Origin of the sequence: Moorena sp. SIO4A1 (assembly GCF_010672065.1) — a bacterium.
Taxonomy (GTDB): Bacteria; Cyanobacteriota; Cyanobacteriia; order Cyanobacteriales; family Coleofasciculaceae; genus Moorena.
On the sequence record NZ_JAAHHX010000046.1, the window covers coordinates 22338 to 46290 of the forward strand.

25 protein-coding genes are annotated in these 23953 nt (G+C 42.9%); 14 read left to right on the plus strand and 11 right to left on the minus strand.

Annotation, left to right across the window (positions count from 1 at the left end):
- The first annotated feature begins 135 nt into the window (after positions 1-135).
- The gene (locus F6K53_RS25035) at positions 136-771 is read left to right on the plus strand and encodes a type I restriction endonuclease (protein WP_293068423.1); all 636 of its coding nucleotides are present in this window, start codon (positions 136-138) and stop codon (positions 769-771) included.
- A 171-nt stretch (positions 772-942) separates the two neighbouring features.
- Complete coding sequence (locus F6K53_RS25040; protein ID WP_293068420.1) at positions 943-1275, plus strand: DUF433 domain-containing protein; 333 nt, start codon at positions 943-945, stop codon at positions 1273-1275.
- A gap of 300 nt (positions 1276-1575) precedes the next feature.
- On the opposite strand, the gene F6K53_RS25045 is transcribed toward F6K53_RS25040, so the two are convergent.
- Both F6K53_RS25045 and F6K53_RS25050 read right to left on the minus strand, forming a co-directional pair.
- On the minus strand, positions 1576-2031 hold the full coding sequence (locus F6K53_RS25045; RefSeq protein WP_293020785.1) for a hypothetical protein: 456 nt from the start codon (positions 2029-2031) through the stop codon (positions 1576-1578).
- Complete coding sequence (locus tag F6K53_RS25050; RefSeq protein ID WP_293068417.1) at positions 2028-4055, minus strand: hypothetical protein; 2028 nt, start codon at positions 4053-4055, stop codon at positions 2028-2030. Before F6K53_RS25050 ends, F6K53_RS25045 begins: the two co-directional genes overlap by 4 nt.
- Positions 4056-4603: 548 nt before the next feature.
- On the opposite strand from F6K53_RS25050, the gene F6K53_RS25055 reads away from it, so the two are divergent.
- Positions 4604-5191 (plus strand): class I SAM-dependent methyltransferase, encoded by a 588-nt coding sequence (locus F6K53_RS25055; protein WP_293068414.1) that lies wholly within the window; start codon positions 4604-4606, stop codon positions 5189-5191.
- Here the strand turns inward: F6K53_RS25055 and F6K53_RS25060 are convergent.
- On the minus strand, positions 5148-5294 hold the full coding sequence (locus F6K53_RS25060) for a hypothetical protein (RefSeq protein WP_293038048.1): 147 nt from the start codon (positions 5292-5294) through the stop codon (positions 5148-5150). The two genes, F6K53_RS25055 and F6K53_RS25060, sit on opposite strands and share 44 nt — an antisense overlap.
- 76 nt (positions 5295-5370) lie before the next feature.
- Here F6K53_RS25060 and F6K53_RS25065 point away from each other — a divergent pair, with 76 nt between their 5' ends.
- The 3 genes from F6K53_RS25065 to F6K53_RS25075 are packed head-to-tail and all read left to right on the plus strand — an operon-like array spanning position 5371 to position 8076.
- Entirely contained in the window at positions 5371-5727 is a 357-nt protein-coding gene (locus tag F6K53_RS25065; RefSeq protein WP_293068410.1) for a hypothetical protein, read from the plus strand.
- Between the two features lie 11 nt (positions 5728-5738).
- The gene (gene gatA / locus F6K53_RS25070) at positions 5739-7208 is read left to right on the plus strand and encodes an Asp-tRNA(Asn)/Glu-tRNA(Gln) amidotransferase subunit GatA (protein WP_293068407.1); all 1470 of its coding nucleotides are present in this window, start codon (positions 5739-5741) and stop codon (positions 7206-7208) included.
- 19 nt (positions 7209-7227) lie between these two features.
- A complete protein-coding gene (locus F6K53_RS25075; protein ID WP_293068404.1) occupies positions 7228-8076 on the plus strand; it encodes an alpha/beta fold hydrolase in 849 nt (282 codons plus the stop codon).
- 46 nt (positions 8077-8122) lie between these two features.
- On the opposite strand, the gene F6K53_RS25080 is transcribed toward F6K53_RS25075, so the two are convergent.
- From F6K53_RS25080 to F6K53_RS25090, 3 genes are all read right to left on the minus strand, one after another.
- A complete protein-coding gene (locus tag F6K53_RS25080; protein WP_293068401.1) occupies positions 8123-8830 on the minus strand; it encodes an ROK family protein in 708 nt (235 codons plus the stop codon).
- Positions 8831-8940: 110 nt separating this feature from the next.
- The gene (locus F6K53_RS25085) at positions 8941-9846 is read right to left on the minus strand and encodes a S1 RNA-binding domain-containing protein (RefSeq protein WP_293082562.1); all 906 of its coding nucleotides are present in this window, start codon (positions 9844-9846) and stop codon (positions 8941-8943) included.
- A gap of 77 nt (positions 9847-9923) precedes the next feature.
- Positions 9924-10667, minus strand: a complete 744-nt coding sequence (locus F6K53_RS25090; protein WP_293068396.1) for a dienelactone hydrolase family protein — start codon at positions 10665-10667, stop codon at positions 9924-9926.
- A 666-nt stretch (positions 10668-11333) separates the two neighbouring features.
- Between F6K53_RS25090 and F6K53_RS25095 the strand changes: the two genes are divergently transcribed.
- The 4 genes from F6K53_RS25095 to F6K53_RS25110 all read left to right on the plus strand — a co-directional run bounded on the left by F6K53_RS25095 (position 11334) and on the right by F6K53_RS25110 (position 14639).
- Positions 11334-12320: a GntR family transcriptional regulator gene (locus F6K53_RS25095; protein WP_075896794.1), complete on the plus strand. Its 987-nt coding sequence runs from the start codon at positions 11334-11336 to the stop codon at positions 12318-12320.
- Positions 12321-12517: 197 nt separating this feature from the next.
- Entirely contained in the window at positions 12518-12850 is a 333-nt protein-coding gene (locus tag F6K53_RS25100) for a hypothetical protein (protein ID WP_293038036.1), read from the plus strand.
- Positions 12843-13136, plus strand: a complete 294-nt coding sequence (locus F6K53_RS25105; RefSeq protein ID WP_293068393.1) for a hypothetical protein — start codon at positions 12843-12845, stop codon at positions 13134-13136. The genes F6K53_RS25100 and F6K53_RS25105 overlap by 8 nt, the downstream gene beginning before the upstream one ends.
- Before the next feature lie 291 nt (positions 13137-13427).
- The gene (locus F6K53_RS25110) at positions 13428-14639 is read left to right on the plus strand and encodes a PilT/PilU family type 4a pilus ATPase (protein WP_075896792.1); all 1212 of its coding nucleotides are present in this window, start codon (positions 13428-13430) and stop codon (positions 14637-14639) included.
- Positions 14640-14726: 87 nt separating this feature from the next.
- Here the strand turns inward: F6K53_RS25110 and typA are convergent, their stop codons facing one another.
- From typA to F6K53_RS25130, 4 genes are all read right to left on the minus strand, one after another.
- Positions 14727-16529, minus strand: coding sequence for a translational GTPase TypA (typA, locus tag F6K53_RS25115; RefSeq protein WP_075896790.1), 1803 nt, complete (start codon positions 16527-16529; stop codon positions 14727-14729).
- Positions 16530-16589: 60 nt separating this feature from the next.
- Positions 16590-16901: a hypothetical protein gene (locus F6K53_RS25120; RefSeq protein WP_293068389.1), complete on the minus strand. Its 312-nt coding sequence runs from the start codon at positions 16899-16901 to the stop codon at positions 16590-16592.
- Positions 16902-16908: 7 nt separating this feature from the next.
- Positions 16909-18639 (minus strand): peptidoglycan-binding domain-containing protein, encoded by a 1731-nt coding sequence (locus tag F6K53_RS25125; RefSeq protein ID WP_293068386.1) that lies wholly within the window; start codon positions 18637-18639, stop codon positions 16909-16911.
- A gap of 234 nt (positions 18640-18873) precedes the next feature.
- Positions 18874-18996 (minus strand): hypothetical protein, encoded by a 123-nt coding sequence (locus tag F6K53_RS25130; protein WP_293082564.1) that lies wholly within the window; start codon positions 18994-18996, stop codon positions 18874-18876.
- 1124 nt (positions 18997-20120) lie between these two features.
- Here F6K53_RS25130 and F6K53_RS25135 point away from each other — a divergent pair.
- Positions 20121-21329, plus strand: a complete 1209-nt coding sequence (locus tag F6K53_RS25135; protein WP_293068382.1) for a VCBS repeat-containing protein — start codon at positions 20121-20123, stop codon at positions 21327-21329.
- Between the two features lie 145 nt (positions 21330-21474).
- Here F6K53_RS25135 and F6K53_RS25140 read toward each other — a convergent pair whose 3' ends face one another.
- Positions 21475-21606: a hypothetical protein gene (locus F6K53_RS25140; RefSeq protein ID WP_293020801.1), complete on the minus strand. Its 132-nt coding sequence runs from the start codon at positions 21604-21606 to the stop codon at positions 21475-21477.
- A gap of 15 nt (positions 21607-21621) precedes the next feature.
- Between F6K53_RS25140 and F6K53_RS25145 the strand changes: the two genes are divergently transcribed.
- From F6K53_RS25145 to F6K53_RS25155, 3 genes are all read left to right on the plus strand, one after another.
- On the plus strand, positions 21622-22098 hold the full coding sequence (locus F6K53_RS25145) for an ATP-dependent zinc protease (protein ID WP_293020802.1): 477 nt from the start codon (positions 21622-21624) through the stop codon (positions 22096-22098).
- Positions 22095-23024, plus strand: a complete 930-nt coding sequence (gene rimK / locus F6K53_RS25150) for a 30S ribosomal protein S6--L-glutamate ligase (protein WP_293068378.1) — start codon at positions 22095-22097, stop codon at positions 23022-23024. The genes F6K53_RS25145 and rimK overlap by 4 nt, the downstream gene beginning before the upstream one ends.
- 76 nt (positions 23025-23100) lie before the next feature.
- Complete coding sequence (locus tag F6K53_RS25155; protein ID WP_293068376.1) at positions 23101-23544, plus strand: hypothetical protein; 444 nt, start codon at positions 23101-23103, stop codon at positions 23542-23544.
- Positions 23545-23953 lie beyond the last annotated feature (409 nt).

Below are 23953 nucleotides of genomic sequence, written 5' to 3' on the forward strand. Positions count from 1 at the left end.
TAACAACTGTCCCTCATCTATTTTATAAACTCTATATTGGGTGCATCTCCAAGTTTTCAATTTATCACTCAGGGATGCACCCATTTTATTTGATATATAATTAAAGAATGAGTCTGTAAACAAAAATCAATCATTATGGCTACTATTATTTCTCCATCAAAACTCAGCCTTAGTGACGTAGAAGATAAATTTAAGCTCCAAGAAGTAATGGAGCCGGAGTTTTTTCCAGAGTGCGTCGAAAACCTCCCCCAACTAAGTGAACTAGAAAGGCAAATGCTCGATAGAGCAAAAGCTAATTACAAGTACTTGTCTAAAGATTTGGTACTAGAAGACCTAGTTAAAATGGTTGTTGTTTCTCCCTTATTGGATTGGGCAGGATTTTACCAACCGCCTTTTAAAGTTAAAGCAGAGTATGAAGTGTCTTTACCCATTGAAGATAAAGATGAAGACACAATTGTAAAAGGACGTATTGATATTTTGGCAGCGAGCAAACCAATTTGGATAGCCGTTATTGAGTCGAAGCGTTCTGCTGTTTCCTTACAACCAGCAATTCCTCAAGCACTAGTTTACATGGTCAAGAGTCCCCAAACAGAGCAACCAACATTTGGTCTTGTTACTAATGGTGCTAGCTTTATCTTTATCAAGTTAGTTAAAGGCGAAACTCTACGCTATGCTTTATCAAAAGCCTTTGATATCTGGAATCCTGGCAATTATTTATATGATGTTTTGAGTATTTTGAAGCGTATTGCTGCTGTTACGGCTAAGTCTTAGAGGAGACAACAAGTAAGCTATCAGCTATCAGCTCTCAGCTATCAGCTTATGCGTTAGTTCACAGGCTAGAAGCCTGTGCCACCCTAGAAGCCTGTGCCACGCTACTTGAGGTGCTTTTGAATAAAAGAGGTAATCATTCGTTTAGTTTTGATGGAATATAAAGCCTAAACCATGACAAATACCCTAGACAAAACTCAACCTAAAAGTGGACGTCTTCATCATGGGCAACTTTCGCCCTTGCTATTGGGAACCCAGCCCAAGGAAATAACTAATTTCGGCTTGCTAGCTCTAATTGAAAAATTTGCCATATGGGTCGATAGTTTGGTAAGGGATCCTAACATCATGGGAGGGGAGTTGGTTTTCCCTCAATCTCGCTTGTCAGTTCGTCGTATTGCTGGTCGGCTTAACCGGGGAGAATCTCCAGAGTTTATTTTTGAAGACTATCCTTATCTATCGAAGATAGATTTAGCTTTTGCCCAACTCTACATGGAAATCTATCAGTAGATTAGCTAAGCGTTAGTAATAATAATGGTGTACTGGTGAACTATACCTAGAGTAAAAACTCTACCGGTTGTTTGGTAGATGATGCCTACGACGTGATTAATTAGCCAGCGGTGTTCTGCATACTAGGTTCGGTAGAGCAAACTTACTTACAACTTACTTAAATTAGATGGGATTAACCTGTGGTGTATATCCTTTGCCCTACTTAGCTTTGATGCTTTTTTTTCATGATTTTTTGTCTAAGTCTCGATAACAAAATCCCATTGCTTCCAATTAACCTTACCGACCAAAACGGTGCAACTTTCACTGCTCAGCTGGCGGTGATGGTGTGGTAGGTGGACCTGGCTCTACTACTGAATTTACAAGAATAGTACAGCAGAAACCGTTTTCAAGGGCAGTCACTACCAGACCTCCAGGACTAATTGCTTCGATCGAATTCCATAATAAAGCAAACGCAAGAGGCGAACCAAAAAGACCTAACCAAAGGTCTGTTGATTGAGCCAAGTATTTAAGAAACTTGCGGGGAGAGATTGTTGCTTCCCCTTTTCTGATGCGGCGCTGTAGCTCTCTATAACCTGAACCCAGCACGACACCCACTGTTGTCGTAATGTAGCCTCCTATAAGCATCAGTAAAGAATTCGGTTCAGGATCTTGGTGTGCACCCAGAACTAAAAACTTTGGACTAAGTAGCCACAAGAAACCTATAAGACCAAAGCCAAATAATAAGAAACGAATAAATAAATAAATTAGCTTTTTCATAAATCATTTCTACTCCCATCCATAACAATTACCTTGTGGCCATTATTAGTCCAATAAGCTACTAAACCACCCCCTGATTGGTTATTCACACCTGAAGGGTGAAAAACTGGATAAAGTTTTTCAGTGACAGAGTTAAAACCATAGATCGAATCATTCCAGGCTGTGCATATCACTGAACTTGATGAAATATTTTGACAGGTCAAGAGAGAGGGATGTCGCACATTCAACCAGTCTCTAGGTTGATTTCCTCTAGGAATAGCTTCTAGTGTAAGTTGATGTTGGTCAATTATTTTTGCTTGATCATCGACTTCAGATAATTTCCAAAGAGTTATTTGATACTTTTCTTTATGTAATAAGTAAGGATCGAAATTATGAGTTACTGCATAGTAAGACCATTTATTATAATCATGAGTAATAACGAACCTCATATTGGTACTAAAAGCGGAAAAACCTGGTGGTGCTTTTAAGGATTTATATGTCGTAAATTCTAAGTTTTTGGCATTTTCAAAAACTACACCAAGCCTATTTTTATTGCTTAGATCCTTGACTAAGAAATAAATTTCATCTCCAGCAAACTCGGGTTCCATTGAACATTTATATGCTCCTCCCTCTAATGAAATTTCTCGACATAGATCTGTCTGGCTCTTTGAAACAGTTGGCTCACCTAGTTGAACATAGTGAAAAATACGATCACTATCTTTTTTTGAGACGATTAGGAAAACATCGCTTGGTTGTGAAGGGGTAATAATATATTCCCAATTAAAGGGAAAACTTATACTGTCAGAGACTTCTATCCACTTATTCTGGTGAATAGAAAAAAAGCCTTTTCCAGGAATAGAGATCAAAGTTCCAAAAGCTTTTGTCGCAACAACCTGTGTAAATGGATTTAGTAAATCTGTTAGTAAATCTGATGAAAGAGAGTTAATTTTTTTTGCTGTTTTTGCTGCGCATGGCTTATAACGACAAGCATTGCGAATATCTGAATAGGGAATCGAAAAAATTCCTCCTTCATTACCGAAAATAATAAGCTGGTCTTTTTCAAAGCTAACTCTCTGAGTGATCTCTTTCTTTTTATCTTTCTCTTCAAGATGGATTTCAGCTTTTAACAGAGGTGTTACATCTCGAATACGTTCAATTTGCTGAATAGCAAAGTTAACATAGCCTGAAACATCATCACTAGTTATTATCGAATTGGTTCTCTCTAGAACTTCTAAAGAACGAGTTACAAAGCTATCGTGAGTTTTATTATCAGAAATCGATGAGTATGGTGCATCTGAAAAAAGTAATGCATCTGTAATTTCGTTAGCCATATCTGCCAGAGCTACCTGTACTTTGTCTGATGGAGATATTGGCGTAGATGGTGGTAAATGAATCCACCTTGCCCTCCCAGCCGGAGAAGGCAATTTTCCTTTTTCTCCAAGTCGCTGAATCGCCTCTTGAGCAAAATAATCTGCTTCTCTTTCTATTTTTTTTGCAGCATCAGAAGAAGCGAAAAAAATACTTAAAAAATTTAAATTTCGATGAAGACATTTATGACCAAATTCATGCAAAATTATGTAGCGTAGATAGATTTCGGCTGTCGGATCGCTCAAATTAAAGTAATCTATTTTGCAACTTCCAAATGTACAACTAATCCTTGAACTGCGGAGAAGAGACTTATCTAAAAAAACGGCATCAAGTCCTGCATCATAAATCGCATCAGCATATTTGCATTTGGTTAGTTTTTTTAAATCTGGAGTCGTAGTGAAAACATTCAGACCATCTTCACTGAAAGGCTTGTTCAAAATGACTTGTATGTTACATTTTGAGTCAGTTGTGGAGACACTTGCTAGTTCGTCAAGCAACTCTTGAAGATGCTTTTCCTCTCTGGAACTAAGCTGACCTATAGTACCCTGACTAAGTGCTTTCTCTATTGCAGACTTACGACCGCTCCAGTGATTATTATCGAACACTAGCCAAGCAACAAGAGCTCCTGAGACAAGCAACACCAAGAATCTAAAGACAAACCTCTGACGATTATTCATATAATTTTTAAGGACTTAAAGCCTATATTGATTTTAGCTCAAGTTCCCAGAAATGTTTAATTCTGCAACAAAAATTTACACAAAAGGTATACTACTCCTTCATTACCTAGTTTCACAAACTGTAACTCAATCTTTTAAACCAGAAATTTTGAATGATAGTAAAAAAAATAAAAAACTATCCTAAAATAGGGTGCCAGCTTGATATTTATAAATTTATTTATTTAAAATATAAAACCTACGATAGGCTTGAGCAAAAGCTTTTGATTTCTGGAATCATGGCAATTATTTATATGATGTTTTGCGGATTTTGAACCGTATTGCTGTGTTTGGGTTTAACTTTTGCTCAATTTCCAATAATACCACTAATAAGTGTCATCTAAAATCCGGTCAAAAAACAATACGTCTAGGTGAGGATATCAGGGGGAGTAGGGGAGCAAGGGAGCAGGGGTAGCCAGATTTTATATGGATATTAGAAGTATGGGGAATTATCCGGATTTGCTCTAAGATAATTAAGACTTATACTATATCTAAATTTATAAATCAAAACTATGTCAACAAAAATTGGTGCTGAAGACTATTATGATAAATTTGCGGCCAAATATGACGAGGTGTTAAAGGCACCCAGTTCTAATGTCCAGTATGTCAATGAAGCCGTTAAAATCTTCCATCGACATAATCACCATCAAGGCAGTATTTTAGATATTGCTTGTGGGACAGGTATCCTAAGTGAATTGTTGCAAGGAGAGTTTGACTATACAGGGATTGATATTTCCAGTAAGATGCTAGATTATGCGGCAAAAAGGGGGTATAAAACCATCCACAAGCCCATTGAAACAGCCCTCACTCAAATTGATAGCCAGTCCTACGATTTTGTTTTTTGTTTAAGTTCATTACTGTTTGTGGAAGACGCGGCAACAGCTATTAAACAGATGAATCGGATTGCTCGCGAAACAATTATTTTTAGCCTTGATGAAACAACAGAGGAATATATTCAAAAGGTGCCTATTCCAGTTTATGAACACTCGAAACTTGCCCTCGACAATGCCATGGAAGATTATTTTATTGTAGGTTGGACTTCTCCCAGCCAAGGAATTACAATCCGAACTCGTATGATTTATATTGAAGCAAATAAATAGGATTTTTAATAGCAAAGGGAATCGGGAATCGGGAATCGGGAATCGGGAATCGGGGAACGGGAATCGGGAATCGGGAATCGGGAAACAAGATTGTTTTGCTCATTCCAGATAGCGTTACTAATAATACTAGTGTAGTTGTAAACTAGAGCCGAAAAAAAACTCTACCGGTTGTGTTGGAGATGATGCGTTCGCGTAGCGGTTCCTTACTGGCAGTCCCAGACGCTGCGCGAAGGGAACATCGCACCCAATTTCCCTTGATCAACATCTCTCCCACGCTACCCAAACTTCCCAAACTTACCACACGCCCAACAAACACCTGTAATAGCAATCCCTGTCGGAATTGTGAGAATTTTTGTTACCTTTTCCCGACTCCCGACTCCCGACTCCCGACTCCCGACTCCCGACTCCCGACTCCCGACTCCCGACTCCCGACTCCCTACTCCCTACTCCCTACTCCCTTTGCTAAGCCTGAGCCCAAACCCCTAATCACTGAATTTTTTGTCAGAATACTAGAGTTGAAATGGTTAAGTCAGTAAAGGTAGTAAGCATGGACACGGTCCGCGAGTTGCATCAACAGCTAATCAACAAAGAACGCTCAGCTGTAGAAATTACCCAAGAAGCCCTAGATAAGATTCAAGCCCTAGAGCCTCAAGTCCAAAGCTTCCTCCACATCACCTCAGACTATGCCCTAGAACAGGCCAGTCAAGTAGATGCTAAAATCGCAGCTGGTGAAGAGCTCCCGACTTTAGCCGGTATACCCATTGGCATCAAAGACAATATGTGTACCCAAGGGATTCCCACCACCTGCGGCTCCCGGATTCTGGCCAAGTTTGTCCCACCCTACGAGTCAACAGTGACCCAAAAACTGAAAGATGCTGGGGCAGTAATGGTAGGTAAAACCAACTTGGATGAATTTGCCATGGGGAGTTCTACGGAAAACTCTGCTTTTCAACTTACTAAAAACCCTTGGAATTTATCCCATGTTCCCGGGGGCTCCTCCGGGGGCTCAGCGGCAGCTGTAGCTTCTGGGGAATGTCCCATTGCTCTGGGTTCTGATACCGGTGGTTCTATTCGTCAACCGGCTTCTTACTGTGGAGTAGTTGGCATGAAACCGACCTATGGTTTAGTATCGCGCTATGGTTTAGTGGCATTCGCGTCGTCCTTAGATCAAATTGGACCATTTGCTCGCACTGTAGAAGATGCCGCTATTTTACTGAATGCGATCGCAGGATATGACCCCAATGACGCTACCAGCCTCAAAGTAGACATTCCCGACTATACTCAATTCCTCAAACCAGACCTAAAATCTAATGGTAAAGTTAAGATTGGCATTATCACAGAAACCTTTGGTGAAGGCTTAGACCCAGTAGTAGAGAAAGCAGTCACTAAAGCCATTGATCAGCTCAAAGACTTAGGTGCTGAAATCCAGGAAATTTCCTGTGCCCGATTCCGGTATGGTTTGCCTTGCTACTACATTATTGCTCCGTCAGAAGCATCAGCCAATCTAGCTCGCTACGATGGGGTTAAATATGGCTTACGGGCATCAGATGCTGACAATCTCCTTTCTATGTACACCAAAACCCGTGCTGAAGGGTTCGGTGCAGAAGTCAAGCGCCGGATTATGCTAGGAACCTATGCCCTATCCGCTGGTTACTATGATGCCTATTATCTCAAAGCCCAAAAAGTTCGTACTCTGATTAAACAGGATTTTGAGGCAGCCTTTGAGAATGTCGATGTGCTAGTCTGTCCCACAGCTCCCTCCACAGCGTTTAAAGCTGGGGAAAAGACAGAAGACCCTTTAAGTATGTATCTGACTGACCTGATGACTATTCCAGTTAATCTGGCTGGGTTACCAGGGATGAGTATACCCTGTGGCTTTGATGAACAGGGATTACCCATTGGGATGCAGTTGATTAGTAATGTATTGCGGGAAGACCAGCTATTCCAAGTAGGTTATGCTTATGAAAAAGCAACCGAATGGCATCTAAGTCAACCGGTTTTGAAGGATGAAGGATGAAGTATCAAGATAATTGATTATGTTGATTGTTGCAGGATTTATAGCGATCGCTTACGCCTTAGTTTGTACCTCCGTGTTGCTGTTGCAACATAGGCTAATGTTTTGTCCTGCCTCAGTGATTGAAAATACACCAGCTGACTTTGGTTTGCCTTACGAAGAGGTTTGGTTACCAATATCCAATCAGGGTAAAGTTGAGAAAATTCACAGCTGGTGGATTCCCTCTGACTCACCAAAAAGTAAGGTGATGCTATATCTGCACGGTAATGCCTCTAATATTGGGGGATATCTTGAAATAGCCCAACGGTTACATCAGGTCGGTTTATCCCTGCTGCTGATTGACTACCGAGGCTATGGTCGCAGCGAGGGGAAATTTCCTAGGGAATCCCAAGTTTATCAAGATGCTCAAGTAGCTTGGGATTATCTAGTCCAACAACGAGGCATCAATCCCCAAGATATTTTTGTCTATGGTCATTCCATGGGGGGAGCAATCGCGATTGATCTAGCGGTGCGTAACCCAGAAATGGCAGGCTTGATTTCGGAAGGCTCATTTACTTCCATGCGGGATATGGCAGATTATGAGAGAAAATATGGTTTCTTGCCGATCGATCTTCTGCTTACCCAGCGGTTTGACTCAATTAGTAAAATCAAGTCACTCCAAACACCTATATTCTTAATCCATGGCACTAGTGATGCCACAGTTCCTGCTAGTATGAGTCAAGTCTTGTTCGATGCTGCTACAGTTCCTAAACAGCTTTGGCTAGTTCCTGATGCAGGTCACAATGATTTGACAACTGTTGCTACTTCCGAATATCAGCAGAAAATTGGGGAATTTGTAACACAGGTTTATGCAGGAAAAGCTATAGCTTAGCGTTATAGTATTTAGCGCGATAGGCGATAGTATTTAAGGGTTTTTTCTAATCCCGCCACAAAGCAATACCCCCCAATAACCCAGCAACATTGGGCACTACTTTTACATTGGGGGGTAGCTCAAAGTTAATTTTTTTGGCTTCACCACCACCAATGTAAAGGGAATTATAATTAAACAAACGCTCCAGGGATGCGATCGCTTTTTTGAGACGGTTATTCCATTTCTTCTTACCATCTTTCTCTAAGGCCGCTCGCCCCAACTGTTCTTCGTAGGTTTCCCCTTTACGAAAAGGATGGTGTCCCATTTCCAGATTTGGCACCAGCTTGCCATCTACAAATAAAGCAGAACCAAACCCTGTGCCTAGGGTAATCGTCAATTCCACTCCCTGGCCAGTAATTGCTCCTAATCCTTGCACATCGGCATCATTAGCTACCCGCACCGGTTTGCCTAAGCGTTGAGATAGGGTAGTAGCGAGATCAAATCCCTGCCAATCAGGATCGAGGTTTACCGCCGTATAGGTTATCCCATTGCGCACCACTCCAGGAAATCCCACCGATACCCGTTCAAAATTCCCTTGTCCGAGAGCATGGGATGCGATCGCATCAATAATAGCATCCGGCTTAGGAGGTTGGGGTGTTTCTAAGCGACTACGTTCGGTGATGGGATTACCCACTTCATCTAATACCATCACCTTAACGCCACTGCCACCAATATCTACGGTAAGGGTATGGATTGGGCTATTGTTTTGATTCATCAGGTATTTTAGTTCACGGTTCACAGTTTACTGTCAACGGTCAACAGTCAACAGTAAACGGTCAACGGTCAACAGCCAACAACAAACATTATCGATTAAAAAGACCTAACTTATCCTTGTAATAGTTTTTGCCTAGCACGTTCAGCACGAGCTGGAGCACTAGCCATTACCTCTGCCATCTTTTCGAGCATTTCTCCTGGGTAATTTTCTAAAACCCTGGTAGACATAGAAATACGACCTTTGCCTTCATCCAAGTTAATAATCATTACCTGGATCACTTGACCGATTTCAAACACCTTGGAGAGGTCTTCAACGAAATTTTGGCTTACTTGCTTAATGTGTAGCAAGCCATTGGTTTGATTAAAGTCCACAAACACACCAAAGGGCTTGATCGCAGCTACTTTACCTTCCACTAATTGTCCCACTTCTAGCTCAGAGAAAGTAGCAGCACGCACAGCTTCCCGCTGAGAAAGCACTAGCTTATTGCGATCGCGGTCAGCTTCTAGGAAAGTGACTGTTAGTTTCTGACCAATCAAGGAATCTAGATGGTCGTGCTGACTCAAGTGCGATCGCGGAATAAATCCCCGCAATCCGCGCACATCCACGGTGACACCACCTTTATTCACTCCAGAAACCCGGACATCTAATGATTTTCCATTGTCTTGGAGTTCAACTAACCCATCCCAAACCTGCTTAATCTCCAGCTGACGCCGGGAAAGGGTAACTTGACCATCGGCATTCTGCTCCCGAATAATCAGGAAATCCATTTCCTCATTCAAGGGCAGTACTTCCGACCAATCGAGATCCAATTCTAAGGAAACTTCACTAATTGGTAGATAAGCCAGGGACTTACCACCGATGTCTACATAAGCACCATCGGTTTCGTAGTTATGTACTCTGCCACGAACCACCTGTCCCTGTTTAAACTCATAGTCGTATTCTTCTAGGGCTTGAGCAAAATCATCCATAGAAAAGGATGAATTGCTGGTGGTCGAAGAGGTTGATTTTGAATTCATGATGATTAACGGTTTAAAATCAGTGATGATTTCTGATATGGGATCAGCTGCTTAAAAAGTTGGGAGCCGGTGACAGTTTAGTCAAGTTTTTCCCTAAAGAGCTGCAAAACGTTAGCCCACGCATCAGTAGCTGCTTTTTCATTGTAGCTAGCCCGTTGGTCACAGAAAAATCCGTGGTCTGCTCCATCGTAACGAAAGACACGATAATTAATTTTATTTTTCTCAAGAGCAGCCTCAATCTGATCAACCTCTTCTGCTGGAATGCTAGCATCTTCCATGCCAAAGAAACCATAGAGTGTACCGTTAATCTCTGGTGTGCGAGTAATAGTTGGTTCACCACCGCCAGGAGTCATAGTAGTAATCCCAGCGCCATAGAACGAAGCAGTAGCTTTAATATCGGGTAAGGTAGCAGCCAGATAGGCAACATGACCGCCGAAACAAAAGCCAATAGAGCCGATGGAGTTATCTTGCACAGGGGTTTGACTCCTCAGGTAATCGATGGCCCCGAGTATGTCTCCCAGCAGTTCAGCTGCTCTGGTTTGTGCCTTGTATTCCTTGCCAATCTTAATGTCTTCAGTGGTGTAACCTGTCTCAAAGCCTGGGGCTTGGCGTTGATAGAGTGCCGGAGCGATCGCAACATAGCCTTCTTTGGCAAACCGTTCTGTGATATCCCGGATATGGCCATTCACCCCAAAAATTTCTTGCAGCACCACAATTCCAGGAAGAGGTCTTTCTGCCACCGGCATTGCCAGGTAAGCTGCTATGTCTAGATCACCATTGACCACCTTGACGGTAATGGTACGAATTTCGCTATGTGTCATAATCGATTTGGAAGGATGTGAAGCTCTTGCTTGGCAGTTATAGATGCTAAGCTAAAGGTTTTCTTGGCTTTCTGAATTCAGCGCCAATTCTACAGCAGTAGCTTAACTCTAAATTATACCTGTATTTAATAAATAAATAATAAGTTAATTAACTAGTTTACTTAATTGGATAGTTCAGTATAGTCCAGAGTATAAATTAAAAATCTATTAATTTTTATTGATTTTTATTGATTTTTATTGACTTAGTTATTTGGGAGCTAACTTAGTTATAATTAGCTAATTTTTAAACGATAAGCTATTAGGGATCAGCGATAAGCTATTAGGGATCAGCTATCAGCCTAGGCTCTACAGATGGTGCTACTTGAGATGGGATCAGCGTGTCGCGTATCAGCTAATGCGCTACGCGCAAGCTACTTGAGGTGCTATCAGGTGACGGCTGAATCATTACTACCGAGACTTTGAATTCGATAAAATCTCGAACTATTAAATTATCCCAAATCTTATTTTAAGCTGACCGCTGAACGCGCACGCGTGAGCTTTTAGCTCACGGCTGATAGCTGAATGCTTACATTATAGCTGAAGTGGATAGCAAAATTTGAACGAAAAGTTTAAAATATAAAATTTACCATATAATAGTGATAAACAGGGGATTTTGGAGACTCTGTAATGGTTCAGTATCATATTCAACAAGATAGTGAAATACCTGCCTCGAAGCAGCTATTTGACCAAATTCAGTTTGCGATCGCATCCCGACAATATTCCCCAGGTCATAAACTGCCCAGTACCCGTCAGCTAGCGATGGAGACGGGTTTGCACCGCAATACCATCAGCAAGGTATATCGGCAGTTAGAAGAAACAGGACTAGTAGAGTCCCATGCTGGGTCAGGCATTTATGTTAAGGCACAGGGTCATGAAGGGGGTAATCGACGTCAGGTTGGCATTCTTAACCAGTTTTCCCCCGAAGCTTACAAGGTTGTTCAAGATAGCCTCAATCAACTTCTCGGACAAGGTTGCTCCCTTAACCAAGCTAGGGAACTATTTTTGTCGGAGATTGACTGGCGGTTACGGTGTAGCGCTAGGGTACTGGTGACAGTAGAGTCACGAGACATTGGTGCTGGAGAATTGATGGTGCAGGAGTTAGAACAATCCTTGGGAATCCCGGTGCAGTTGGTGCCAATGGAAGAACTCTCGGAAGCTTTGGATCAAACTCACTCGGCGACAGTAGTTACTAGTCGCTATTTTATCGGTAAAGCAGAAGGGATTGTTGCCCCTAAATCTGTCCGTGTCATCCCTGTTGATATTTATGACTATGAGCCAGAAATTAAGCTAATTAAGAATCTCTCCAAAGGTAGCCGTTTAGGAGTGGTTAGCATCAGTTCTGGGATTTTAAAAATAGTAGAAATTATTATCCATAGTCTACGGGGAGATGAGTTGTTAGTGATGACGGCTCAGATTAAGGACAACTACAAACTAAAAGCTCTGGTTCGTAGTTCCCAGATAATTATTAGCGATCAAGCAAGTTATCAAACTGTTAAAGAGGCCATCTTAGCTGCTCGTGAAGATATTATTCGACCACCCAAGCTGATCCGTTGTGAAAACTATATTGGTAGCAAGTCGATTAATCTGCTCAAACGGGAACTGGGTTTGGGTTAACTTAACGGTTTGATGGGATTAAAGCTATGGGATATTATGGATTATACCGCTAAAAATATCAAAAAAAGTTGTGCAGCAGTGTGACAACATTACCCCATAAGCTAAATTAATTAGTTTAAATTTACTAGTTGAACGAAAGTATTTAAATTACTAAAAATTATCCGAAAATAATGCTCATAAAAATTTTCCTATTTTCGGTGCCAATACTACTACTGGTAGCCTGTAACTCTAAAGCTGAGCCATCAGTTGAGCTACCAGACTTTCAATGTTACGGAGAACTGCCAAAACAACTCCAAAAAAACATTGGGGAATATCGACTTGCTCAAGGTTCTGACTTTGTGAAGTCAATTCGCTCCTTTGATCAAGAAGATATAAATGTGCAGCTTACCTGTACTATCTTCACCGCTGATTTTAATAGGGATAGTCTCAAAGACTACGCCGTGTTACTAGTAAGCCAAGAAAATGCTGAGCCTAAATTTCAGCTTCTACTTAATCAGGGCAAGGGCAAGGAGAGCTCCAGCAGTGACTAGGGAATATCAACGCCTTAGTGAACCATCTGAAGGTGTGATTTACACCTCAATGAGATTCAAGCCTCCAGGAAAACTTGGTTCTGCCCAGCGTGATTATTTTCCCTTGCAGCCAGGAACACCGGAACGGGAGACGTTTGAGTCCCAACCAGCGATTAGGCTGTGGAAAGCGACAACTGATCAGGCCACTGGCAAACCTCAAGATTTGGAACTGAGCACCATCGCTTTCGGTTCTGAAATTTTTTATTTCGTGGAAGGGGAACTCAAAACTATTGAGCTTGGTGACTAGTACTCTGGTATTGTAATTTTGAGGGTTAGGGCTTAGCTTAAGTTCCGGTACCTAAGGCTATCATCCTAATCCATAAACTTTAAATATATCATATCTAGGTGAGGTCTGACAGCAATATCAAAAACCTAGCTGGATTAGTGTGAAAACTTTTTATATAAAGTAAAATTTCTCTAGGGTTGACAGTTCTTTGGTTGGATCACAAGCAACCGAAATTCACTGCCAACAAGAAGATCAGCAAACATCAACGCCCCGACCTGATCAGTCCAGCAAGGGTATCCCTAGGTACATCATATGAAGAACACGAATTCTGGTGTAGGAGTGCAAATTGATCAAGAGCCTCAAACTTTACCATCACCACTTAAACCAGTAGTAGAACTTAACTCGAACCTTAGCCATCCCCCTTCTATCGAGCAAATCGTCGCAGAGGCTCATGGTCACAAAGCTTCTGACATTCATATTCGAGTGGGACAGGTCCCCAGATTTAGGATTCGGGGCAAGATGTATGTGGCTAAACGTCATACCAAGGTCACAGTGGAAGTCTTTGAGGCATACCTCAATGAGATTCTCACTCCGGCTCAGAGGAAGCAGTTTGCTGAAGCCAAAGAACTGGATACTGCTATTTTTTACCCTGGCTTAGTGCGCTGTCGGGTGAATTGTTTTGACTCCCTAAACGGCGGAGCCATTGTGCTGCGATTAATCAGCCTTGATGTTCCTTCAATCGATGATTTAACTCTACCGCAAGTTTTAAAAAAAATAGTTAGCAAGGGTCAGGGAATTATTTTAGTTACCGGTCCGACAGGATCAGGTAAATCAACGACTCTTGCGGCGATGATTCGCCATCTCAATGAAACAGAGTACAAACATATTGTTACCATTGAAGACCCGGTTGAATATGTCCACCGCTCCCGAAAGTGCCTGATTAGTCAGCGAGAAGTGGGATTACACACCCATGAGTTTCACCACGCTCTGCGGTCTGTGTTACGGGAGGATCCCGATATAATTCTAATTGGGGAAATGCGCGATCGCATCACAGTTGATACTGCCCTGCAAGCTGCCCAAACCGGTCATCTGGTCTTGGGTACTCTACACACTCGCAATGCCATCAGCAGTATTAACCGTCTGTTGAATCTCTACAATCCTGATGAACAGTCAGCGATCCGCATCCAGATTGCTGAGTCCCTGTTGGCAGTTATTGCCCAACTCTTAGTACCAACCATCGATAAGGGTCGGATTGCGGTTCATGACATTTTAATCAATACCCCAACTGTACAGGATTACCTGCTTAAGGGAGAAGATGGGGATGTGTTCCGACTGATGGAAACTGAAACCATTGAAGGAATGCAAGTTATGAATCAGGCTCTCTACAACTACCTAATTGATGAAAAAATCACACCCACCGAAGCCCTTAAAGTGTCTCCTGATCCCCAGGCTTTGATACGCCAGATGCGCACTGGTGGTATAGATGCTTCCGCCTCGGCTCGTGATTGGATGAATGAAGGTTAGGAGGTTGTCTGTCAGAATTTAGAATTAAGAATGCATTCTAAATTCTACATTCTACATTCTAAATTCTAAATTCTACATTCTCAATTCTTACCTTTTACCTTGCTTCGCCAACTTCTTCTTAGACAGCTTCCGCAAACGAACTGACTGAGGTGTAATCTCCACCAGTTCATCGGGTCCAATATACTCCAAAGCCCGTTCCAAACTCATCTCCATTGGGGCTTGTAACTGCACTAATTCATCCCCAGTGGCGGAACGATGGTTAGTTAACTGCTTCGTTTTACAGACATTTAGATCTAAGTCCTGAGGACGATTGTGTTCCCCAATAATCATGTTTTTGTAAACCTTAGTGCCTGGTTTAATAAAGAATACACCACGGTCTTCTCCATTTTTCAGGGCATAGAAGGTAGCCATCCCTTCTTCAAAGGCTACAATTACTCCATTGCGGCGAGTTTCTAATTCCCCAGTCATGGGACGATATTCTAGGAAGCTATGATTCATGATCCCTTCACCTTTGGTCAAGCGAAGGAAGTCCCCCCGGAAACCAACTAAGCCACGGGCAGGAATCACAAAATCGATTTGGGTGCGACCATTGGCACCCACTTGCATATCTTGCATTTCCCCTTTGCGCTGTCCTAAACGCTCGATACAGCTACCCACGGCTTCTTCTGGCACATCTAGCACTAGATATTCAAAGGGTTCGCAAGGTTGACCATTGACTTCCCGGTAGATGACTTGGGGTTGGGAAACTTGGAACTCATATCCTTGGCGACGCATGGTTTCGATCAGAATACCCAGGTGTAGCTCTCCACGACCAGATACTAGGAATTTATCGGGGGAGTCAGTGGGTTCTACCCGTAGTGCTACGTTTGTTTCTAATTCTCGGAATAAGCGATCGCGTAATTGTCGCGAAGTTACAAAGTCCCCTTCCTTACCCGCAAAGGGGGAATCATTCACGCAGAAGGTCATTTGCAAGGTAGGCTCATCTACCTTAATTAGGGGTAAGGCTTGGGGTTCATTGGGACAAGTAATGGTTTCACCAATATTGGCATCAGCAAACCCAGCTACCGCCACGATATAACCAGCTGATGCTTCTTTTAGGTCAACTCGCTTGAGTCCTTCAAATCCCATCAACTTGGTAACTTTTGCCTGAACTATGTCCCCAGTATCCTTAACTAAAGCAGCTTGTTGACTGGCCTTAATGGTTCCGTTGTGAATTCTGCCAATCACAATGCGACCTAGGTACTCGGAATAGTCCAAGGTGGTGACTTGTAGTTGTAGCGGCTTGGCAGGGTCTCCTACTGGTGGCGGGACATGATGCAAAATCGCTTCAAACAGTGGTTGCATATCTACCGCTTCTGCGTCCAAATCTTCTTTGGCGTAGCCTTGTAGACCGGAGGCAAATAGGTAGGGAAACTCACACTGGTCATCGTCTGCTCCTAATTCTAGGAACAGATCCAGCACTTTGTCGATGGCACCATAAGGGTCCGCTTGGGGTCGGTCAATTTTATTGACCACTACAATCGGGCGGAGTCCTTTTTCCAGAGCTTTTTTCAGGACAAATCGGGTTTGAGGCATTGGTCCTTCATTAGCATCCACAATTAGGATGCAGCCATCCACCATACCCAATACCCGCTCTACTTCTCCACCAAAGTCAGCGTGACCGGGAGTATCAACAATATTAATTAGGATGTCTTTGTACCGAACGGCGGTATTCTTAGAAAGAATAGTAATACCCCGCTCCCGCTCTAAATCGTTGGAGTCCATGACGCAGTCTGGAACGTCTTCCCCTTCGCGGAAGATACCGGATTGTTTGAGTAGAGCGTCAACTAAGGTAGTTTTGCCGTGATCGACGTGAGCAATAATAGCAACGTTGCGAATTGGGAGAGTCATACCAGCGCCTGGAAATAGGTAGCAGCAGTTACAATTTTTTCTAAAGATTTCTTAATAATTCTAGCTTACCTTGGGAAGAGCCAAAGAAAAATGGCTGATGCCGGACTGGTAGCATCCGGCTAAGTTAAACCTATGTATAGCAAAGGGAGTCGGGAGTAGGGAGTCGGGAGTAGAGAATATGGCATCAAAAATTATCACAATTTCTACACAGACCCCTATCAAACTATGCCGTCTTGATAGGTTTGCGTTCGCGAAGCGGTTCCAAAGGAAAATCCCGTAGCGTGACCATTCGCGTAGCGTGGCCTTTTGGCCAAGGTCAATCTTTGCTCCTAGTGCCATCAGTTGTGGGTTACCTGTTACTGGGTAAATCATGAATTGATCAACTGCTGACACTGGTAAGCGATCGCGTTTCAGTGGATACCTTCTTCTGATTGTTAACCGGGGGCTGAGGAGGTGCTGACTCGTTCTCAGCCTTCAAACGCAGAGTAAAGGATTTATCAACATAGATACCTTTGGAATCCGTGCGACGGACAATCACGGTATGGCTGGTGTCTGTTTTGAAATTAATCAAGCTTTGCTCGGTAAGAGCCAGTTTATTCTCCTTCAACATAAACCGCCCGCCAGCATCATCAATTAATGAGTAGGTATACCGTTCTCCTGTTTTTGGATTAGTCGGGGATAGGATACCAACTACAGTTCCTGGTTTGATCTGATCAGGGATACGTTGATCAGCTTGGTCAGAGTTTTGGGATCTTTGGGGAACGTTTTCCTGAGTTGTGCTGGTATCTTGGTGATGGTTTTGGTCAGGTAAGCTAGCGTTTTGAGCAAGGCGATACAGGTCAGTAAAGAAGTTATTGAGAGGTTTAATCCCACCCTTAGCTGCCTCGACTTCCACTAACTCACTGTTGGTCAATTCTTGAATAACGGAGGATATAGAAGGGTGGGTAAAACTGTAGAGACCTTCCTCAGAAGATTCCAAAACAGCTGATAAAGATAGATTATCTTCACCGCTCGATGGTGGGGATTGTTTAAATTTAATCTGATCTAAGGGCAAGAACAAAGTAGAGGATTTAGCTAAGTTTAGCTTAGCTTTATTTTCATTACTATCTTCAAATTGTATCGGTAAAACATTAGGGCTTGTTGCCACTGGGCTGGTGAACAGAAGTAGACCATACTTCTCTAAGCTTAAGTCTTGATTGTTTTGGTCTACAGTTTCCTCAATAGCAACCGTTTCAGAGACCGTTTCAGGGATTGAAGATTGGTCTATCTCGCTCTCACTGATGGTAGTTAGCAAATCATCCATGGAATAGATGCTTGATTCGCTATCTTCTATATCTTCTCTGGGCACAATATTCTCAGGTTGCCCTGTTTTTGTAGAGGATTTTCCTATCCTCAGCCGAATCGGGAGCCGTTGATAGTTTATCTGTAGCGCAATTACTCCCCATCCTCCAAGAGATACCACTGCCCAGCCAAACAACCATCGGTATAGTGGTTTATTGGAGAGGGCGTTCAAGGGGGTTGAAGTAACCGATTGATTTGCTAAGGCAGACTCTGGTGTTGAAATAAAATTATTAATGATAGTATCCTGACCTTCCCCTCTAGTTTGTGGCTGATTTGGGGAAATCTCGATCAACTCCCTCTCTTGGGTAGCAGATAAGAATTCTGAGTGCAATTGTTGTAGAGTTATCCAGGTTATTGGTCCAACAATACCATCCGCATTCAATCCTAGTGCTTGCTGGAATGTAGAGACAGCAGCAAAGGTATTGGAACCGTATACACCATCCACTGGCTGTTGGTAGTTGCCTAACTGTTGCAGTATAGTTTGTAGTCTAGTGACAACTTCCCCTTTGCTCCCCAAACGCAGTGTTGGGGGGACATTTATTCCTGGTAAAGACCGTCCCTGGACTGTTTTGAGATTACTGAATCGAGAGTTTTGAGCAATTGCGATCGCTTCTGGAGCAGTGATGCTCTTGGAGGGTTTCCCCAGCCGAGGGGATTGGTTGGGCTCTTGAGTGGGCGTGCAGATAATGCTGTCACTGTAGTCAAGACTAGCAGTGGCATTTTTGCAGTGGCTGTAGGCTAGTAGTAGGAGAGTAGAGGGGTCAGGCATATAGCGTTTTTATCTAGGTTGTAAACACACCTCTTGCTTTAAAAGGCAAGAGGTAAGAGGCATGCATGCTAGAGGGGAAAGAGATCCGGAGTTTTATTCGACAATAAAAAAAGACCTCCTCGGTTTACATCTGATGGAGAAACGCTATAGACAGCACTTGAGTCTAGTAAGCTTTGCACAATTTATTTTGTCAACCCGGATATTTTAGTGAGGAAATTTGTAAAGTTTTGTAAACTATGGTAAAGGGAGCAGGGAGTCGGGAGTCGGGAGTCGGGAGTCGGGAGTCGGGAATATGGGGAATTCGGCTAGATGCGATCGCGTAGCGTGACCATTCGCGTAGCGTGGCCTTTTGGCCAAGGTCAATCGCTTTTAGCGTGGCCTACGGCCAATCCCGTAGCGTGACCATTCGCGTAGCGTGGCCTTTTGGCCAAGGTCAATCGCGTTTATCAATTTCCAGAAACTCCCCCCACCCTGACTAGAAAATGCTATTATTAAAGGTTATTAGTAGTGGTGCGTTACGGGGCGGACTATCCCAAGGCTGGCTAAGAGGCGAAAAATAATGGCAAGTCCGCCCCTAACTACGCACTAATTATTTTTGAATTTTAAATTATTTCCTTCAAAAAGCTTTTTATATCAGACTAGCGAGTCACCAATTTTAGCAGGATTTTTTAATATATGAGTAGTATAAAAAACCTAAGTCAATGGTGATTTTTTTTGTTGGTTACCTGTCCTATATATTCTCGCTATAGCAATCATAAATTAGCTTAAATAAAGCTTCATACTTATTTAAATAAATATCGTAAATAAACTATTATAAATAATTCAAATAATTTATTTTTGATGGTTAAAGAGGAATCCGTGTAGGAATTGTGATAATTTTTGTTTCCTATTCCCTATTCCCTATTCCCTGTTCCCTATTCCCTGTTCCCTATTCCCTTTCCTATACCTCACCCAATTAAAACCCGAAATATTATAGCAGCTAATTTCTATAATAGCATTTAACTGTGCCACTTGTCAAAGTGACCTAATTTCAAAACAGCTCAAAAATCTGTCATGGTATAAAATAATCTAGTGTGCAATCTCTACCATCCACGTAAAAGAGACACTTGTGCAATCGACACAAGACAAAACCAGGCTGCATTTAAACCAAAAACTGCATTCTACCAATAGTTTTGCTCAATAGTTTGGGAATTATTAGAGCAATTCCTAACAGTTATGCCAAAGGGATTTTCAGCAAACTACTAGTTAATTAGCTGTTAATGTAAGCTATCAGCTATCAGCTAATGCGCTACAGATGGTGCTACTTGAGGTGCTATCAGCTATCAGCCTATGGGCTACGTGAAATGGGGGTTTTCCCCAGACTTTCTATTTTATTTGAAGCTGACCGCTGACGGCTGACCGCTGACGGCTGACCGCTGACAGTTTACTGTCAACAGTTACCAATTAACAAAACGCGCTTCATCTAAAACAGGAAAACAACCATGAAAATCGAAGCAGAAAACTCAATTCGCGTTACCCTGGAAAATTACGAGGTTTTTGATAATGATATTGCTTCAGGCTCTAAAGCAGTCAGAATCGAAGACATTGAAAGCAACGGCATAATCAGAATTGACTGGACAGAAAGTGATGGTGTTGCTGGCAAATACCATATCGGTATCGCTCACTTTGATGAAGTGGATGGAAAAGCCAAACTAAAACTACAGGTTAACGGTATTGAAATTGACACCTATACTTTGGAGAAAAACCTTGGTGGAGACGGACCCAACCCCCTTAACTATGTCGGTTTCACTGACTCTCTCAGCAATGGTGATCCTAATCCAAATCCTATCTTTAAGGATGTACAACTTGCCCCAGGCGATCGCATCGAAATTGTTGTAGAGGCAGATAGTCTTGATAATGAGACCTTCGAGTTAGGGCGAATTGACGCCATCGAATTTACCTCTGCTGAAGTGGATCTGTTCTGGCATAATTCTCAGACTGGTGCCATGGGAGCTTGGCGGATGCATGGGGTCATGGGTACTGACCTAGATGAGGCAGTGACGATTCAAATGGAATCAGTTAACAGTGACTGGGAGATTCGTGCTGCTGGAGACTTTAACGATGATAGCCACAAAGATATGGTTTGGCGCAATACCGTTACTGGAGACATTGGTATCTGGTTAATGAAGGGTTCCCAGTTCCAAGAAGCAGTATCCATCGTCCCAGTCTCAGACCTTAACTGGCAAATCCATGGCACAGCAGATTTCAACGGTGATCAGCAAACCGATCTGCTGTGGCGTAATCACTCCACTGGCGAAAATGCAGTTTGGCTGATGAATGGCACTGAGCTAACTCAGGGAGTACTAATCAAATCAGAATCAGCCGACAGTAAATGGAAGATGGTTGGTGCCGGAGACTTTGATGGAGATGATGACGGGGATATTCTCTGGCTTAATACTGAAAACCAAAATGTTTCCTACTGGCGGATGGCAGGTACAGATTACATCGAGTCAGTGTTGGTGAATAATGCACCCTTCGACAACACCTGGAAATTTCAAGGAGTTATGGATTTTGACGACAATAATTACGATGACATTTTCTGGAGCAATACTGTTGATGGCAAGACAGGGATGTGGATGATCAATGAAAACGGTTACGAGCGACCAGTAATCTCTGAGTCGATAGATTTGAGCTGGGAAAGCCATGCCTAAAGTGACCTTTGTTGAGGGTTGACTGTTGACGGTTGACTGTCAACAAACAGCGCTCAATCAAATTATGCGTTCGCACTTCTGACTTGCTGTCGCATACAATCAATTACTCACACACCTTAGGGGCGCACGGGATGCGCCCCTAAGGCTAATTTTTGTTATATTCATTATCAAGAGAACGATAGTTATAGGAACGCGCCCCCGCCCCTCTCCCCACACTGTTCTGATTCCCGATTCCCGATTCCCGATTCCCGATTCCCGATTCCCTGCGCCATAGCATACTAATTTACCCTAAATGAAGCACTCCGAACACTTGCCAATCATTGGCTGGCGAGAATGGTTGACGTTGCCTGAACTTGGTATTATACAGGTCAAGGCGAAAATTGACACTGGCGCACGTTCATCCGCCTTACATGCCTTTGATATCAAAACCTTCGACCATGATGGGATCAAGTGGGTTCGGTTTAAAGTGCATCCCTATCAGCGGGACAGCCATCAAACTGTAATCGCAGAAGCGAAACTGTTAGACCAGCGAAAGGTACGCAGTTCCAATGGACAAACTCAGTTGCGACCGGTTATCCAGACTACTGTAAAACTAGGTAGCAAGCAGTGGCCGATTGAACTTACCTTAACCAATCGAGATGCCATGGGTTTCCGGATGTTGCTGGGGCGTCAAGCTGTTCAGAGGCGCTTTTTGGTAGACTCGGGTCATTCCTTTGTACAAAGTTCAACTACGAGTCACCAGAGCAATGATAGGAGTAATCAAGGATGAAAATTGCTATCTTATCCCTAGATGCTGGCTTATATTCTACCCGACGCTTGAAGGATGCTGGGGACAAGCGGGGTCATGAAATGCGGGTGATTGACTATATGCGCTGTTATATGAATATTACAGCTCACAAGCCAATGGTAATGTATCAGGGCAAACCCTTAGATGACTTTGATGCCATTATTCCCCGGATCGGGGCATCAAAGACCTTCTATGGCACCGCCGTTGTACGGCAGTTTGAAGTGATGGGTGTTTTTAGTGCTAATCCAACTCAGGCAATTTCCCGCTCTCGTGATAAGCTACGCTCTCTTCAGATCCTTTCTCGTGAAGGTATTGGTTTGCCCGTAACTGGCTTTGCCCATTCCACCCAAGATATTGACGGCTTAATCGAGATGGTAGGTGGTGCTCCTTTGGTGATTAAACTATTGGAGGGTACCCAAGGCATTGGGGTGGTACTGGCAGAAACTCATCAAGCTGCTACCTCCGTCATTGAAGCCTTTCGCGGTTTAGAAGCCAATATTTTAGTCCAAGAATTTATCAAAGAAGCAGGGGGTATGGATATTCGTTGCCTTGTGATTGATAGTAAAATAGTAGCATCAATGAAGCGACAGGGAGCAGAAGGGGAATTTCGCTCGAACCTACACCGAGGGGGAACAGCAGAAAAAATCAAGTTAACCCCTGAAGAGCGTAGCACAGCAATTCGTGCTGCTAAAGCCATGGGATTACGCATAGCTGGGGTAGACATGGTACGCTCCAATCATGGTCCGGTAGTGTTGGAAGTAAATTCTTCACCAGGACTAGAAGGAATTGAAAAGGCGACTGAAGTAGATGTGGCGGGGAAGATTATTGAATTTTTGGAAAAAAGTGCTGCGAATGATAAAAAAGGTACACCTCGCAGTGGAGCTGTTCGCGATCGCATAAAGTATTAAATTGTCATTCAATTTTGACGGAATACTAGGTTATTGTTACTAGAACATAGGTAAATTATTGATTAGGGTGTCAGGAATGAATCCAAGCCTGGAACAGTCAAGTATAGATACTACGACTATGATGACATCTTCCGAACCATTGGTCGAGGTGCCGAAAATCTTGGAAGAAGAGCGCATGCAAAAGGAGCGTATGCATGATGTCCTGCTGCTGCTGGAACATTTAGTAGAAAGGGAAGAGGCTACCGTGAAGCTCATCCTCGATTGCCTCTACGATGTGGGCTCAGTAAACCTGATCAACAAAAAGTTTCAGTCTCGCTCCCTCAACTGGATGATGAAATCAATTGCCCGTATGTCCAAACCAGCCTTCAGAGTTGTTGCTCTGCGCTGGTTTAAGAAGAATTGTCCAGAACTAATTACTAAGTGGCTGGGGGAGCAAGTGCAAGGGAGCAGCGAGTCGGGAGTCGGGAGTCGGGAGTCGGGAGTCGGGAGTCGGGAGTCGGGAGTCGGGAGTAGGGAGTAGGGGGAATAAAATTGAGTGTACCTGATAAGTACGAGAAACGCCTTTATGCGTAAGTCCTGAAAAGTTTACCGCTGGCTCAGCCTATCCTGACACCGAACAGCTTTTGAATAAAATAAGCTGACGGCTGAATGCTGACACCTTGAGTTAGGAATTTTCACAAAACCAATAGTTTACAAATCTGGTCAAGCAGTTGACAATTTTCTGCTGATATCAGTCATTCAAAAGCTTTTTTAGCGCGAGTGCGCCCCTAGCATACTCACAGTTTGTTCACAAAGTTTGATTAATCTTTCATCAGAGCTTAATCAAAGGAGCCGAATGTCTAAGTAAATACTCTGTTTCGGCGTAAACAACCAGCTGATGCCTAATGTCATGACTAAAAAGGGGAGGAGATGGAGAGAGTCAAGGTCGG

Excerpts from the sequence above, each read along its gene's own strand:
- F6K53_RS25035 (WP_293068423.1), top strand. The coding sequence starts at position 136 with ATGGCTACTATTATTTCTCCATCAAAACTCAGCCTTAGTGACGTAGAA.
- F6K53_RS25040 (WP_293068420.1), top strand. The coding sequence starts at position 943 with ATGACAAATACCCTAGACAAAACTCAACCTAAAAGTGGACGTCTTCAT.
- F6K53_RS25045 (WP_293020785.1), bottom strand. The coding sequence starts at position 2,031 with ATGAAAAAGCTAATTTATTTATTTATTCGTTTCTTATTATTTGGCTTT.
- F6K53_RS25050 (WP_293068417.1), bottom strand. The coding sequence starts at position 4,055 with ATGAATAATCGTCAGAGGTTTGTCTTTAGATTCTTGGTGTTGCTTGTC.
- F6K53_RS25055 (WP_293068414.1), top strand. The coding sequence starts at position 4,604 with ATGTCAACAAAAATTGGTGCTGAAGACTATTATGATAAATTTGCGGCC.
- F6K53_RS25060 (WP_293038048.1), bottom strand. The coding sequence starts at position 5,294 with ATGAGCAAAACAATCTTGTTTCCCGATTCCCGATTCCCGATTCCCGTT.
- F6K53_RS25065 (WP_293068410.1), top strand. The coding sequence starts at position 5,371 with ATGATGCGTTCGCGTAGCGGTTCCTTACTGGCAGTCCCAGACGCTGCG.
- gatA (WP_293068407.1), top strand. The coding sequence starts at position 5,739 with ATGGACACGGTCCGCGAGTTGCATCAACAGCTAATCAACAAAGAACGC.
- F6K53_RS25075 (WP_293068404.1), top strand. The coding sequence starts at position 7,228 with ATGTTGATTGTTGCAGGATTTATAGCGATCGCTTACGCCTTAGTTTGT.
- F6K53_RS25080 (WP_293068401.1), bottom strand. The coding sequence starts at position 8,830 with ATGAATCAAAACAATAGCCCAATCCATACCCTTACCGTAGATATTGGT.
- F6K53_RS25085 (WP_293082562.1), bottom strand. The coding sequence starts at position 9,846 with ATGAATTCAAAATCAACCTCTTCGACCACCAGCAATTCATCCTTTTCT.
- F6K53_RS25090 (WP_293068396.1), bottom strand. The coding sequence starts at position 10,667 with ATGACACATAGCGAAATTCGTACCATTACCGTCAAGGTGGTCAATGGT.
- F6K53_RS25095 (WP_075896794.1), top strand. The coding sequence starts at position 11,334 with ATGGTTCAGTATCATATTCAACAAGATAGTGAAATACCTGCCTCGAAG.
- F6K53_RS25110 (WP_075896792.1), top strand. The coding sequence starts at position 13,428 with ATGAAGAACACGAATTCTGGTGTAGGAGTGCAAATTGATCAAGAGCCT.
- typA (WP_075896790.1), bottom strand. The coding sequence starts at position 16,529 with ATGACTCTCCCAATTCGCAACGTTGCTATTATTGCTCACGTCGATCAC.
- F6K53_RS25120 (WP_293068389.1), bottom strand. The coding sequence starts at position 16,901 with ATGATTTACCCAGTAACAGGTAACCCACAACTGATGGCACTAGGAGCA.
- F6K53_RS25125 (WP_293068386.1), bottom strand. The coding sequence starts at position 18,639 with ATGCCTGACCCCTCTACTCTCCTACTACTAGCCTACAGCCACTGCAAA.
- F6K53_RS25135 (WP_293068382.1), top strand. The coding sequence starts at position 20,121 with ATGAAAATCGAAGCAGAAAACTCAATTCGCGTTACCCTGGAAAATTAC.
- F6K53_RS25140 (WP_293020801.1), bottom strand. The coding sequence starts at position 21,606 with ATGCTATGGCGCAGGGAATCGGGAATCGGGAATCGGGAATCGGGAATC.
- F6K53_RS25145 (WP_293020802.1), top strand. The coding sequence starts at position 21,622 with ATGAAGCACTCCGAACACTTGCCAATCATTGGCTGGCGAGAATGGTTG.
- rimK (WP_293068378.1), top strand. The coding sequence starts at position 22,095 with ATGAAAATTGCTATCTTATCCCTAGATGCTGGCTTATATTCTACCCGA.
- F6K53_RS25155 (WP_293068376.1), top strand. The coding sequence starts at position 23,101 with ATGAATCCAAGCCTGGAACAGTCAAGTATAGATACTACGACTATGATG.